At 35.4% G+C, this 14,381-nt stretch carries 13 protein-coding genes and 1 other RNA gene; 6 read left to right on the forward strand and 8 right to left on the reverse strand.

Features of this window, described 5'->3' with window-relative positions; all coding sequences use genetic code 11:
- The first annotated feature begins 665 nt into the window (after positions 1-665).
- The 5 genes from MTZ49_RS08225 to ssrA all read left to right on the forward strand — a co-directional run bounded on the left by MTZ49_RS08225 (position 666) and on the right by ssrA (position 6,944).
- Positions 666-3,413, forward strand: coding sequence for an Rne/Rng family ribonuclease (locus MTZ49_RS08225; RefSeq protein WP_264745075.1), 2,748 nt, complete (start codon positions 666-668; stop codon positions 3,411-3,413).
- A 122-nt stretch (positions 3,414-3,535) separates the two neighbouring features.
- A complete protein-coding gene (locus tag MTZ49_RS08230; protein ID WP_264745076.1) occupies positions 3,536-4,306 on the forward strand; it encodes an FkbM family methyltransferase in 771 nt (256 codons plus the stop codon).
- A 44-nt stretch (positions 4,307-4,350) separates the two neighbouring features.
- On the forward strand, positions 4,351-5,274 hold the full coding sequence (locus MTZ49_RS08235) for a sugar transferase (RefSeq protein ID WP_264745077.1): 924 nt from the start codon (positions 4,351-4,353) through the stop codon (positions 5,272-5,274).
- Positions 5,271-6,518, forward strand: coding sequence for a glycosyltransferase (locus MTZ49_RS08240; protein ID WP_264745078.1), 1,248 nt, complete (start codon positions 5,271-5,273; stop codon positions 6,516-6,518). The genes MTZ49_RS08235 and MTZ49_RS08240 overlap by 4 nt, the downstream gene beginning before the upstream one ends.
- A gap of 74 nt (positions 6,519-6,592) precedes the next feature.
- Positions 6,593-6,944, forward strand: a transfer-messenger RNA (tmRNA) gene (gene ssrA / locus MTZ49_RS08245).
- A gap of 742 nt (positions 6,945-7,686) precedes the next feature.
- On the opposite strand, the gene iscX is transcribed toward ssrA, so the two are convergent.
- Genes iscX through iscR form a run of 8 tightly spaced genes read right to left on the reverse strand, consistent with a single transcriptional unit; the run spans position 7,687 to position 13,192 of the window.
- Entirely contained in the window at positions 7,687-7,890 is a 204-nt protein-coding gene (gene iscX / locus MTZ49_RS08250; RefSeq protein ID WP_264745079.1) for a Fe-S cluster assembly protein IscX, read from the reverse strand.
- A 13-nt stretch (positions 7,891-7,903) separates the two neighbouring features.
- A complete protein-coding gene (gene fdx / locus MTZ49_RS08255) occupies positions 7,904-8,242 on the reverse strand; it encodes an ISC system 2Fe-2S type ferredoxin (RefSeq protein ID WP_264745080.1) in 339 nt (112 codons plus the stop codon).
- Positions 8,243-8,256: 14 nt separating this feature from the next.
- Positions 8,257-10,122 (reverse strand): Fe-S protein assembly chaperone HscA, encoded by a 1,866-nt coding sequence (gene hscA, locus MTZ49_RS08260; RefSeq protein WP_264745081.1) that lies wholly within the window; start codon positions 10,120-10,122, stop codon positions 8,257-8,259.
- Between the two features lie 22 nt (positions 10,123-10,144).
- The gene (gene hscB, locus MTZ49_RS08265; RefSeq protein ID WP_264745082.1) at positions 10,145-10,699 is read right to left on the reverse strand and encodes a co-chaperone HscB; all 555 of its coding nucleotides are present in this window, start codon (positions 10,697-10,699) and stop codon (positions 10,145-10,147) included.
- Positions 10,677-11,000: an iron-sulfur cluster assembly protein IscA gene (gene iscA, locus MTZ49_RS08270; protein ID WP_264745083.1), complete on the reverse strand. Its 324-nt coding sequence runs from the start codon at positions 10,998-11,000 to the stop codon at positions 10,677-10,679. Before iscA ends, hscB begins: the two co-directional genes overlap by 23 nt.
- Before the next feature lie 26 nt (positions 11,001-11,026).
- Positions 11,027-11,413: a Fe-S cluster assembly scaffold IscU gene (gene iscU, locus MTZ49_RS08275; protein WP_264745084.1), complete on the reverse strand. Its 387-nt coding sequence runs from the start codon at positions 11,411-11,413 to the stop codon at positions 11,027-11,029.
- Between the two features lie 45 nt (positions 11,414-11,458).
- On the reverse strand, positions 11,459-12,673 hold the full coding sequence (locus MTZ49_RS08280; protein ID WP_264745085.1) for an IscS subfamily cysteine desulfurase: 1,215 nt from the start codon (positions 12,671-12,673) through the stop codon (positions 11,459-11,461).
- A 27-nt stretch (positions 12,674-12,700) separates the two neighbouring features.
- Positions 12,701-13,192, reverse strand: coding sequence for a Fe-S cluster assembly transcriptional regulator IscR (gene iscR, locus MTZ49_RS08285; protein ID WP_264745086.1), 492 nt, complete (start codon positions 13,190-13,192; stop codon positions 12,701-12,703).
- A 314-nt stretch (positions 13,193-13,506) separates the two neighbouring features.
- On the opposite strand from iscR, the gene MTZ49_RS08290 reads away from it, so the two are divergent.
- Entirely contained in the window at positions 13,507-14,370 is an 864-nt protein-coding gene (locus tag MTZ49_RS08290; RefSeq protein ID WP_264745087.1) for a toxin-antitoxin system YwqK family antitoxin, read from the forward strand.
- Positions 14,371-14,381: the final 11 nt, after the last annotated feature.

Here is a 14,381-nt window from a genome sequence, read left to right on the forward strand (position 1 = left end):
GCTTAAAATAAGTTTTATAAGGAATAACTAAAATATGGTTCTAAAAAAGGCCATTTAATCCGCTCATGAATTATTAATGAGAACTATTTTAAGCATTACAAAGTTTATTTATAATTATATAGCTTGTCGCAGAATTATTTGTTTATAGAGAAACAAATATACAGATATTGAAACCTTATTTCATTCTGGTTATAAAATGTCTGCAAAGTAGAGCATTGGCTAATAATTAATTAGTAATAAGTGAAAAATTGTATGTAGGTTCAGACTACCAATCAGTAATCATTTAATCTGATAAAAGTTCTGGAAATATGGCTAAAACCATTATTAATAATAAAGATGGTTTTAATAAAGTAATAACCCGCGGGCGAAAATACTGAACGCGGCACCCGATTTATCATGGAACATGTTGGGTGGAGATGCACTACAAAGTAAGAGTGTAGTTTAAAGCGTTAGATGCCATAGCATCCGCCTTACTGAATAGATTCCTCCTCCTGCTACTATATGTTTTTGTAACTACAAAAACAGGAGACGCGGTCGCGGACTAACTATGATTTGTTAGTCACGCTAGACACGAAGGTGGTATACCACTTTAGCGCGCCCCAAACACTGACCTTGAGCGTTGTGTGCCCGAGTGTTTCTGCTTGCATGGAAACAGATGGTACAATATGAAAAGAATGCTGATTAACGCAACTCAGCCTGAAGAGTTACGCGTAGCGCTTGTAGATGGTCAACGTCTATTTGATTTAGATATCGAGTCTGGTGCTCGTGAACAAAAGAAAGCCAATATTTATAAAGGCCGTATTGCAGCTATTCAACCAAGCCTAGAAGCGGCTTTTGTTGATTTTGGTTCTGGTCGTCAAGGTTTTTTACCCCTTAAAGAAATTTCCCGTGAGTATTTCATTAATAACCCTGATGGTAATGGTGGTGGTCGTCCTAGTATTAAAGATTTACTGCAAGAAGGCCAAGAAGTTATTGTGCAAGTGGAGAAAGAGGAACGTGGTAATAAAGGTGCTGCGTTAACTACTTTTATTAGCTTAGCTGGTCGTTATCTGGTATTAATGCCGAATAACCCAAGTGCCGGTGGTATTTCTCGTCGTATTGAAGGCGATGAAAGATCAGAACTTAAAGAAATTCTCAATGCTTTACAAACTCCACCTGATATGGGACTCATTGTTCGTACTGCAGGTTTAGGCCGTAGTATTGAAGAATTACAGTGGGATTTAGATTATCTTTTACAATTATGGTCTGCTATTAAAGAAGCAGCAGATAGTAGCCCTGCACCATTCTTAATTTATCAAGAAAGTAACGTTATTATTCGTACTATTCGTGATTATTTACGTCAAGATATTGGTGAAGTATTAATTGATACAGTAGATGCTTATGAAGAGGCATTAAACTTTATTAGTCAGGTAATTCCTCAATACAAAAATAAAGTGAAGCTTTATCAAGATCCTGTTCCTTTATTTAACCGTTATCAAATTGAAAGCCAAATTGAAACCGCTTTCCAACGTGAAGTACGTTTGCCTTCTGGGGGTTCTATTGTTATTGACCCAACAGAAGCATTGGTTTCTATTGATATTAACTCGGCACGTGCAACACGTGGTAGTGATATTGAAGAAACGGCTTTACAAACTAACCTAGAAGCTGCTGATGAAATTGCTCGTCAATTTAGACTAAGAGATATTGGCGGTTTGATTGTTATCGATTTTATCGATATGACTCCATCAAAGAACCGTCGTGCTGTTGAAGATCGTATGACAGAAGCTTTAAAAGCGGATCGTGCACGTGTTCAAGTAGGCTCTATTTCTAAGTTTGGTCTTTTAGAAATGTCACGTCAACGGTTACGTCCATCATTACGTGAAACAAGTGGTGTAACTTGTCCACGTTGTAATGGTCAAGGTACTATTCGTGATATTGAATCTATAGCCTTAGCTATTTTACGTTTAATTGAAGAAGAGACTTTAAAAGAGTCTACTGCTGAAGTAAGGGCTCAAGTACCAATTCCTGTGGCAGCATTTTTATTAAATGAAAAACGTAATGCTATTACTAAGATCGAATTACGTAGCCAAGTTAGAATAGTTATTGTTCCTAATGATCATTTAGAAACACCTAATTTTGAGGTTCAACGGTTACGTACTGATAGCCCTGATGCACAGTTTAATGAATTAAGCTATGAAATTCACCACGCTGAGGCTGAAGATGATCATAATCATGTAAGCTCTTCTAAAGCGTTAATTCGTCAAGAAGCAATGGTTAAAACAATCGCTCCAAAACAACCTGCACCTGAGGCTGAGAAAAAAGTTGGTGGTTTAAGAAGTTTAGTGAAGTCGTTGGTTAGTTTATTTTCAGTTAAAGAAGAACCTGTTGAAGAGGTAGCGAATAAAACTGAAAAGAATACAACAAATAATGATCGTAATGGTCGTCGTCCTCAAAACGAAAATAGAAACCAACCACGCCGTAATAATCGTCGTGATACACAACAAAATAATTCGAGAGAAGATAGAAATACTTCTACTAAAGATAAAGATGAAGAGCGTAAGCCTAAACAGGAGCGTCCTAATCGTCGTAATCAAAACAATGATCGAGTTAAAGAGAATATTGAGCCTGAAGTTATAGAAAAAACTGAGGAAATATTAGTAAAAAATGATGAGAATATAATAGATAATGATGAGCGTCCTCGTCGTAGAGCTAGAGGCCAGCGTCGTCGTAATCCAAGAAATGATCGTCGTCGTAATCCAAGAAATGATCGTCAACGTGAACAACGTAATGAAGCGGTTGAAACAGAAAATCCACAGTTTACAATGGAGAAGCAGTCTATTGATGCTCAAGATAGTCAAACTGCTACTGTTGAGAGAGCTCAAAAGCCTGTTGAGCAGCAGCAGGAAAAAGTAGAGACTTCTATATCAAAAGAAATCACTATTGTTTCTGAAACCGCTAAACAGGTACAAAAGGTTGAGCAACAGCCTACTACTATTGTTAAGGAAGAGGTGAGAGAACAGGCTCAATCTACTACTGAAGCTAATTTAAAAGAAGTAGAAGTAAAAGAGCATGTTGCCTCAAAACCTGCTGTTGAACAGCAAGTTGTATCATCAGTTAATAATGCTGCGCAGTTAACTCCATCAGTAACGCAGTTAACAGAGGCAGAAAAAGTAGTGGAACAACCTGCTCGGTCTGTTGGACGTGCTCCTAATGACCCACGTGAAATTAAGCGTCGTCAGTTAGAAACTGAGCAACGTTCAGATATTTCTAGTTTTTCTTCTGATGTTAAGAGTGAGATAGTGAAAAAAAGAGAGGACTCTATTCCAAAGTTTAGTAATATTGATTTGTTTGGGGGAGAGGAGAATATTGATAAGTCAGTAGATAAGAAAACTACTGAGGATATTCAAAGCTCAGTAAAAGACTTAGAAAAATAAGATAGAAGTTAATATATTATTGTTAATAAAAAAGGGTGTTGATACACCCTTTTTTATTATTTTATAGTTTGTTAACAATGTATACTATGCATCAATTAAGTTATACATTATAGGATTATGAAATGATAAAAAAGTTCTTAGGAAGAGTTAAGAAGCATTTCTTTGGGAAAAGGGAATTTCAAGTTGATAAGAGTGATTTTTGGGATAAATCCTTACTTATTCGTTTAGGAACAGACTATGGAGGGTGGTATATTCCAAAACAGCTATCTTTGACTGATACAGATAATTGCTACTTAGCTGGTGCAGGAGAGGATATTAGTTTTGATTGTGAACTTGCTAAACGCTTTCCTTGTAATATTTGTATTTTTGATCCTACGCCAAAGGCTCTTACTCATTTCAACAATTTAACCAAAGCAATAGAATTACAGGAACTATTTGCTATTAATAATACAACGAAATATTATGATATAAGTTCAACTGATTTTCAAAAAATTCATTTTTATCCATGGGGAGTAACAGGAGAAAACTCACGATTGAAGTTTTTTATGCCTTATAATCCAGATCATGTATCTTGTTCTATTCTAAACTTACAAGGAACAGAAGAATTTTTTGAAGCAGATTGTTATACAATTTCTACAATCTGTGAAAAATTATCTCATAATAATGTGGCATTATTAAAGTTAGATATTGAAGGTGCTGAATATCAGGTTATTGAGCATTTAATTAGTACAGGTAATTTACCTTACTTATTACTAATAGAGTTTGATGAGCTACATACACCATTGGATAATGGTGCACATAATCGTGTTCATAAATATATTGAATTACTAAAAAGTAAAAGGATGAAGCATATTTGTATGGATGGGGCTAATGCAACGTTTATTAGAAGTTAATAACTAATCTTAATTTAAGTGATATGTCATAAGTATTGGGAATCATGAAATTGGATATTGACAATATAAAAACTTATGCCCCTGTTATTTTATTTGTTTATGCTAGACCAGCTCATACGCAAAAAGTTATTAATGCATTAAAAATAAATATTCTAGCTTCTCAAACAGATTTAATTGTTTTCTCAGATGCTCCCAAAAGTGAATCTATGTCTGATTCTGTTAAGGAAGTAAGAAAAGTACTAGAAACCATAGAAGGCTTTAAAACTATCAAAATAATTGAACGAAAAGAAAACTATGGTTTAGCCAAGAGTATTATTGAGGGAGTCAGTTCAGTTATTGAAACTTATGGAAGAGCAATTATTTTAGAAGATGATATTGTAACATCTAAATATTTCTTAAGTTTTATGAATGAAGCATTAGAAAAATATCAAAAATCAAAGAAAGTATGGCATATAAGCGGGTGGAATTATCCTATTGAGAATACGGATATAGGAGATACTTTTTTTTGGCGAGTCATGAATTGTTGGGGATGGGCAACGTGGCAAGATCGTTGGCAATATTTTGAAAAAGATCCTAGTCGATTAGTAGAGAGCTGGAATAGAAGAAAAATTAAACAATTTAATTTAGATGGCGCACATGATTTTTGGACGCAAGTTGTTGCCAATGCAAACGGGCAATTAAATACCTGGGCGATTTTCTGGTATGCCACCATTTTTGAAAAACAGGGGTTTTGTTTAAATCCTACAGAAACCTTTGTTAAAAATATAGGTATAGATGGTTCTGGTGAAAATTGTGATGATAAAGATGTTTATGTTTCTTCAGTTAATAATAAATATCCATTAGTCTTTTCAGAGAAAATAGCAGAAAACACCATTGCAACAGAGAGAATTAGAAGATTTTATTTACAGCATAAGCTTAGTTTTATTACTCGTGTCAAATATAAACTAAAGAGAATATTTTCATTATGAAACCTTTGATTGTCTCAGCTACAGATGGTTTAGGTGGGGCAGATAGAGCTGCATTTAGAGTTCTAAGTGCATTAAGAAAATTTGATGTTGATGCTGAAATGCTTGTATTACATAAATACACAGATTGTTATTATGTAAATAAACCTAATTCTAAAATAGAAAGACTATGGACAGTTTTAAGAAATATTATGGCAAATAGAATACAAAATCTTCAAAAAACTGAAAATAAAGATTTACATTCAGGTAATTGGTTTAGAAGTCATTTATTAAAAAATATTAATACATTTGAGGTTGATTTAGTTAATTTACATTGGTGCAATGCTGAGACTTTATCAATTAAACAAATTGCCTCTATTAATAAGCCTATAGTGATGACTTTACATGATATGTGGGCATTTTGTGGTTCAGAACATTATGTTGTAGATAGTTCAATTAGGTTTAAGGAAGGGTATTTAAAAAGTAATAGGGAACAAGGCGAGAAGGGAGTAGACATTGATCGTAAAGTATGGGAGCGTAAGAAGAAATATTGGCAAATACCTTTTTCTATTGTGACTCCTAGTGATTGGTTATCTCAATGTGTTTCTGAAAGTAATTTATTTACGGGATGGCCAATATTTACAATACCTAATGCATTAGATACAACACTTTATAAACCATTAGATAAGAATATATGTAGGGAAATATTGGGGTTACCAAAAGATATTCTATTAATTGGTTTTGGAGCTATTAATACAAAAGATTTTAGAAAAGGATTTGACCTATTACTAGACTCATTAAATCATTTATCAAATAGTGTAAATCTATTGGATATTGCATGTGTAGTTGTAGGACAAACTGAACCAAAAGAAAAGTTAAAGTTAAATATTCCTATTCATTATATGGGACGCTTTTATGATGACTATACAATGGCGCTTTTCTATAATGCAATTGATATAATGGTCGTTCCTTCAAGACAAGAAAATTTACCTCAAACAGCAACAGAAGCACAGGCTTGTGGAACACCTGTTGTAGCATTTAATTGCACAGGACTTACTTCAGCAATTGAACATAATAAAACAGGTTATCTTGCCAAAGCGTATGATAGTGAAGATCTTGCAGAAGGCATTAGGAAAATTTTGACAGATCAAGATAACTATAAGCTACTCCAAAAAAATGCTAGAGAAAGAGCTGTTGAATTATGGTCACAAGAAGTAGTAAGTAAGCAATATATAGAGCTTTATAAAAAAGTTTTAGCTTCTAGTTAGTAATGTGAATAAGGCAGTTATTCGACATCTAATGATTAATCATCTATAATGCTCATAACCTAAGGTTTCCCTTTGGGGTCGATTAGGATTCGACGCTGGTGATGAAACTTGAGGGGCATGTCGAGCTGGTAGCAAACCTCGTAAATTCGTTGCTACAAAATTATAGTTGCCAACGACGACAACTACGCTCTAGCTGCTTAATCAGCTAGCAGATGCTAGGGGATGCCTGTAAACCCGAACCATCTGTCAGATAGAACAGGATCGTCACAAAGTTTGCTATAGGCGGCGTGACTAAATTTTATATAGCTAGCCCAGCGCACCCTGCCTATCGGGCGGCAATGGGTCAATTTAGTAGATAAGGCTAAGCATGTAGAACCGATAGCGGAGTGCTGGCGGACGGGGGTTCAAATCCCCCCGGCTCCACCAAATAAAAGACCTTAATAGATTTCTATTAAGGTCTTTTTATTTTTAGAGTTGTTGTTTTTTATATCTTTCCTAATTTAACTATAAATTGATAGTGGATGGAAAGAATAATGTTAGATAATAAAGATTACTCTAATCAAGCTGAATAATTAATACTATAGAATAATAAAATTTAAAAATAGAGTCAGTATTCTATTATGTTTGTGTGTTAATAAAGTTAACTATTTTTAGTATTTAGCGTGTTAATTTTAATCGACTAATGATTTAAAAAATAAATAGAATTAACTTGACTTATGCACACTTATTGATAATTCAGTGCTTTTTCATTGGTAAAGATTTAAAATATAGCTTGTTTTTATAAGTTATTGATTTTTATAATGTTATATTTTAATTGAAAAGTGATCAATTTGTGGCAAAGGTAGTATTCAGTAGGGATAGCCATATATTTTCAAATATTATTAACAAAGTTATCCACAGTTTTTGTGGATAGTTTTTTTAATAAAAAAGACTTAATTTAGACTAAAAATTATCTATTGAATTTTGATAGTTTTTAATAAGTTTTGAATCATTTAGAGTTAGTATTATTAGTTATAAAATAAATAAACTTTATACAAGTTAACCCGCATTGATTTTAGGTATAGTGCAGTTTTCTTTAGTTAATTTTTTATCAATGTAATGATAGCCATAATGATGTCAATACTGGTTAAGTACATCATAAAAGGATAAGCTGATGAGTTATAAAAATTTATAATTCTAACTCTTCTATCCAAGCACCTTGAATAGCTTCTAGTACTTTTTCACCACAACGATTAGGATCATCATTAAATTCAGGTAAATCCATTACTTTTTGGCGTAACTCAACGAAGTTAATAGTGAGTGGATTTACAGTAGGGTAAGTATCAGTTAGTTGAATAGCTATTTCTTGTACGTCTGTCCATTTAAGAGTCATTTTAAGGCTCCTGTTAGTGATTTTCTGAAACTTGATTAATAGTATAGCGAGGGATTTCTACAATTAAATCTTCATCTCCTACAACAGCTTGGCAGGAGAGGCGGGAATCAGGTTCAAGTCCCCATGCTTTGTCTAGCATATCATCTTCTAATTCATCAGAAGGTTCTAGGCTGTCAAAACCATCACGTACAACGACATGGCAAGTAGTACAAGCACAAGACATTTCACAGGCATGTTCTATTTCTATACCGTTGCGTAGGGCAGCTTCAATAATGGTTTCGCCTGTTTCTGCTTCAATTACTGCACCTTCTGGGCAATGTTCTTCATTAGGTAAAAAAGTAATGGTAGGCATAAAATTATCCTGTGCTATTCACTGTCTATTTCATTAAGTCTACGGCCTGTTAATGCTTGTTTAACGGTAGCATTCATTCGTTTGGCCGCAAAAGAGTCTGTAGCTGTGGAAAGTTTTTGAGTATATTTTTCAATAGTCAGTAGATCATTACTATTAACTACTTTCTTTAATTCAGCTACATGTTTAGTTATTTCTTGGTATTCTGTTTGGTTAAGGAGTTCTTTACCATCAGCTTGTAATGCTGCTTCAGTAATTTCAACTAGTTGGTTTGCTTCTACTTGTGCTTCTCTTAGACTACGTTGTTGTTTATCATTTTCTGCATATGCAAAAGAATCTTGTAACATGCGAGCAATTTCACCATCAGTTAAGCCATAAGAGGGTTTAACTTGGATTGCTGCATGGGCGCCACTGGTTAGTTCTTGCGCTGATACTGCTAATAAACCATCAGCATCTACTTGAAAGGTGACCCGTATTTTAGCGGCACCCGCCACCATTGGCGGAAAACCACGAAGTTCAAAACGTGCTAAAGAACGACAATCTGCTACTAGTTCTCGTTCACCTTGTAGTACGTGAATCATCATAGCAGTTTGCCCATCTTTATAGGTGGTAAAGTCCTGCGCCCTGGCGACGGGAATAGTGGTATTTCTAGGAATAACTTTTTCCATTAGTCCACCCATTGTTTCAAGACCCAATGAGAGAGGTATAACATCGAGTAGTAATAGTTGATCATCATCACTGCGATTACCCACTAGTGCATCTGCTTGTACAGCCGCACCTAATGCAACCACTTGGTCAGGGTCAATATCGGTGAGGGGTTGACTACCAAATAGTTCTCCTACTTGTTGTCGAACAAGGGGAACTCGTGTGGAGCCACCTACCATTACTACATTGGTGATTTCATCTAGGTCGATATCTGTATCTCGCACTGCTCGACGACAGGCTTTAAGGGTACGTTCAACCAAAGGAGTGATTAAGTTGTTGAACTGTTCACGGGTCAAATTACTTTGCCAGTTTTTATAGCTGATGGTGGTTTGTTGATTGTCAGTGAGTGATTCTTTAGCCGCGCAAGCAATTTTTAACAATGTTTTTTGTTCAGAAGGGGAGAGATCATTGGAGAGATTGGCCTCTGTAATAATCCAATCAGCAATAAGATGGTCGAAATCATCGCCACCTAACGAGCTATCACCACCTGTTGATAAAACTTCAAAGACACCTTTGGCAAGGCGTAAAATAGAAATATCAAATGTACCACCACCTAGATCATAGATTGCAATAATACCTTCAGCTTGTTTGTCTAGGCCATAAGCCACAGCGGCAGCAGTAGGTTCATTTAACAAGCGTAGTACAGTAAGCCCTGCTAAACGAGCAGCATCTTTGGTTGCTTGTCGCTGTCCATCATCGAAATAAGCAGGTACTGTAATTACAGCGCCTACCAGTGAACCGCCTAAACTTTGTTCTGCACGTTCTTTTAGTGCTTTTAGTATTTCAGCAGAAATTTCTACAGGGCTTTTAGGACCTTGTACCGTTTCAATAAACGGCATATTGGATTCGCCCTGTGTAAAACGATAGGGGAGTTGTTCACCTAGTTGTTTTACGTCACTAATCCCTCGTCCCATTAGGCGTTTGACAGAGGAAATAGTGTTAAGTGGATCTTGTGTTGTACCTGCTTTAGCTGTTTTTCCTACTTCTATTTGATCAGGTAAGTAATGAACTACTGAAGGTAAAATAACATTGTTTTCAAGGTCTGTTAATGCTTTAGGAATGCCACTTAATACACTCGCAACTAATGAGTTGGTGGTACCTAAGTCGATACCAACGGCTAGTTTTTTCTGATGTGGTTTAGGGCTTTGACCTGGTTCTGCTATCTGCAATAAAGACATGTATATTTCTTAATGGTTTAGGTTAATCGTCTAAGTGTTCTTCTAGCTGTTTTACAGACAAAGTTAATTTGTCCATAAATTGCATACGTCTAACAAGCTGTTCAGCATGTAAATAATATTCATGATCTTGCCAGTATTTATCAAACTCTGCTTCTAAGTTAGTTTGTGTTTGTTTAATACGAGTTTTGAAATTATTTAACTGTTTAGTATCAGGTTGTTCTCTAAGCTCATCTAATTCTTCATGCCATTGCATTTGTTGCATAAGAAACTCAGGGTCTTGTACTGTAGTTTCAAGCGGTATATTACTACCTTTTAGACTGAGTAAGTAACGAGCACGTTGTGAAGGTGTTTTTAAAATTTGATAAGCTTCATTTAGATTAGCAGAGTGTTCTAATGCTAAGCGTTTTTCTCTTTCAGTAGCCGATACAAAACGATCAGGATGTGCTGATGCAGCCTTTTTACGGTAACGTTCAGCAAGATCGTTTAAATCAATATTAAAATGTGGCTTTAAATCTAATAGTGCAAAGTAGCAGGGTTTATCACCTCTGCATTCTTCAGACGTTGAAGCTTTCTCCACACCCGCATTCGCCGCGCACGTTAGGGTTGTTGAATTTAAATCCTTCATTTAGGCCTTCTCGTACGAAATCAAGTTCTGTTCCGTCAATGTAAATTAAACTTTTAGGGTCTACAACCACTTTAACACCAAAATTATCAAATACAACATCATTTTGGTCGGTGTCATCAACAAACTCAAGTACATAAGCCATGCCAGAGCAACCTGTTGTACGAACCCCTAAACGAATACCAATACCCTTACCACGGTTAGCTAAAGCGCTTTCTATATGTTTAGCCGCTGCAGGGGTCATAGTAATTGCCATAGAATCTCCTTACCAAATAAGATGGATTAAACCATTCCTTTTTTGGTTTTATAATCAGTAATAGCTGCTTTAATAGCATCTTCTGCTAAAACCGAGCAGTGAATTTTTACTGGGGGCAATGCTAATTCTTCAGCTAACTGGGTATTTTTGATGCTACCTGCTTCGTCTAAGGTTTTACCTTTCATCCATTCAGTCGCTAATGAGCTAGAGGCGATAGCACTACCACAGCCATAGGTTTTGAATTTAGCATCTTCAATAACACCTTGGTCATTGACTTTAATTTGTAAACGCATTACGTCACCACAGGCAGGTGCGCCTACCATGCCAGTTCCTACATTAGGATCTTCAGCATCCATTTTACCTACATTACGTGGGTTCTCATAATGGTCGATCACTTTATCGCTATAGGCCATTGTTTAATTCCTCAAATCAGTTAATACGGTAATTAATCTTTATAATTAGTGGGCTTGCCATTCTATTTTAGAAATATCTACACCATCTTTATACATATCCCAAAGGGGGGATAATTCGCGAAGTTTGCTAACTGCTTCGCAAACTTTTTGTGCAGCTAAATCAACATTTTCTTCTGTAGTAAAACGCCCAAAACCAAAACGAATAGAACTATGCGCAAGCTCATCATTACGTCCTAGTGCACGTAATACATAAGAAGGCTCTAGTGATGCAGAAGTACAAGCAGAACCAGATGATACGGCTAAGTCTTTTAAAGACATCATTAGTGATTCACCCTCAACATAGTTAAAACTTAAGTTAAGAATATTAGGTACGCTATTTTCTAAAGAACCATTCACATACACTTCTTCTAGTTGATTAACTTGCTTGAAGAAATGATCACGTAAAGTTTTTGAATGTTCAGTATCTTTTTGCATTTCTAGTTTTGCAAGGTGAAATGCTTCTCCCATACCAACAATTTGATGCGTTGCTAATGTGCCTGAGCGCATGCCTCGTTCATGACCACCACCATGAATTTGCGCTTCGATTCTTACTCTTGGCTTACGTTGTACATACAGAGCACCAATGCCTTTTGGGCCATATATTTTATGAGCGCAAACAGACATTAAGTCAACTTTAAGTTCTTCTAAATTAATAGGTAGTTTGCCTGCTGATTGAGCAGCATCTACATGGAGTAATACACCTTTAGAACGTGTTAACTCACCAATAGCAGCAATATCATTGATAGTGCCGATTTCGTTATTGACATGCATGATTGACACAAGGATAGTATCTTCGCGTAATGCATCTTTGATCATGTCTACAGTAATTTCACCTTGTTCTGTAGGTGTAAGATAGGTTACTTCAAAGCCTTCACGTTCTAGTTGACGCATGGTATCAAGTACAGCTTTGTGTTCAATTTTTGAAGTAATAAGGTGTTTACCTTTACTTGCATAGAAATGAGCAGCACCTTTTATGGCAAGATTATCTGATTCAGTAGCGCCTGATGTCCAAACTATTTCACGTGGGTCGGCACCTAGTAGGTCAGCCACTTGGCGGCGAGCATTTTCAACAGCTTCTTCTGCTCTCCAACCAAAAATATGAGAACGAGATGCTGGATTACCAAAATTCCCTTCCATTGTTAGGCAATCGATCATTTTTTTTGCAACACGTGGATCTACAGGGGTAGTGGCAGAATAATCTAAATAAATTGGAGAGCTCATCAGTTTTTCCTCACGGAAGAAATCATCTTATTCAAGAAAAGATGTTTCTATTTTATTACTATTAAGTGTATATGCTGTTTGTTGGCGTTCATTTTGCCTACGGGCAACATCACGAATTTCACGTTTATTAACAAGATCAGCTAATGTAATACCACTTAAAAAATCATGTATTTGTTGGCTAAGACCTTGCCATAAATGATGTGTTAGGCAAATATCACCAGAGTTACAACCAGCATGACCTTGGCAACGGGTAGCATCTACTGTCTCATTAACAGCATCAATGACTTCTGCGATGTCAATATTTTCCATACTGCGGGCTAACTGATAACCACCACCTGGCCCACGTACACTGGTTACTAGTTCATAACGACGTAGTTTAGCAAATAATTGTTCAAGATAGGATAGGGAGATATCTTGCCTTTCAGAAATATCAGCTAATGATACTGGATTATGTTCAGCATTGATGGCAAGGTCAAGCATTGCAGTAACTGCATAACGGCCTTTGGTTGTTAAGCGCATTAATTTGCCTCAATATCTATAAATATAGGACTATTATGCTATTTCCTACTATTTTAGTCAACTATTGTGTATTGAGAAGAATATTACTAAATTTAATAAGAATATTAAGAAGAGGTTGATCATTTTAGAGAGTTTTGTGATAAATAGCTATTTTTACTTAAAAACTAGCTGAATTAGTTTAGTTAAATTCTTAATTCCATGACTATACTGTATTATAATCAAAAAATTGTGTAGGTAATGAAAGGGTAATAGCTACAGTGAGGCAATATATAAAGTATCTTTTATCACTAAAACTTTTATTGTTAGTAGGAGTGGTGAATATTGGGTTTGCTCAAAATACTGAGCAACAAGCATCAACAGCAACAAATAATGTTGCTATTGAGCCGGAGAATCTAACACCAGACCAGCGTTTTCGTGCTTCTTTAAAGGAAGGAATGGTTGTTGGATACTTTAATCAGTATTGGGCACCTGTAGATAATATTGATAACAATGGTTATTACCGAAAGATAGTAACAATAGAAGGTGAGAATAGTTTTGTAGTACAAGATTTTTTTGCAGATACTAATAAAAAACAATCTGATCCTGTATTAATTCACAATATCTATGAGTTGAAGCAGTTAGGTTCTTTAAGAAGTATTGAAGGGCCTTATGTTACATGGTATAAAAATGAACAAAAACAGTATGAATTATTGTATAAAGACAAAGGTGTTTTAGATGGTGTCATGCAGGTCTGGTATGACAGTGGTATATTAAAATTAAAAGGTCAATATGATGATGGTAAAAAGGCTGGTCAGTGGACAGAGTGGCATGCTGATGGACGAATAAAATCACAAATTAATTATGTAAATAATGTATTAAATGGACCTTATAAAAAATGGTATGAGAATGGTCAACAACAAACACTAGGGAATTATAAAAATGGTTTGTTAAATGGCTTATGGATAGTTTGGGATAGTAAAGGGGAAAAAGTTTCTGAAGGAGAGTATTCTGCAAATCAGCGCATGGGGTTATGGACTTACTATGCAGAAGGAAAAAAATGGGCTGAAGGCAGTTATATTAACGACTTACAGGATGATACTTGGACATATTGGAAAGAAGATGGCAGTAAAGATAAAGAAATTATCTATCAAAAAGGAGTAAAAATAAGAGAGAGCTATTTCAATCAAGAAACTCAGTAGAAGTTATAATA

The organism is Entomomonas sp. E2T0, from assembly GCF_025985425.1.
Taxonomy (GTDB): Bacteria; Pseudomonadota; Gammaproteobacteria; order Pseudomonadales; family Pseudomonadaceae; genus Entomomonas.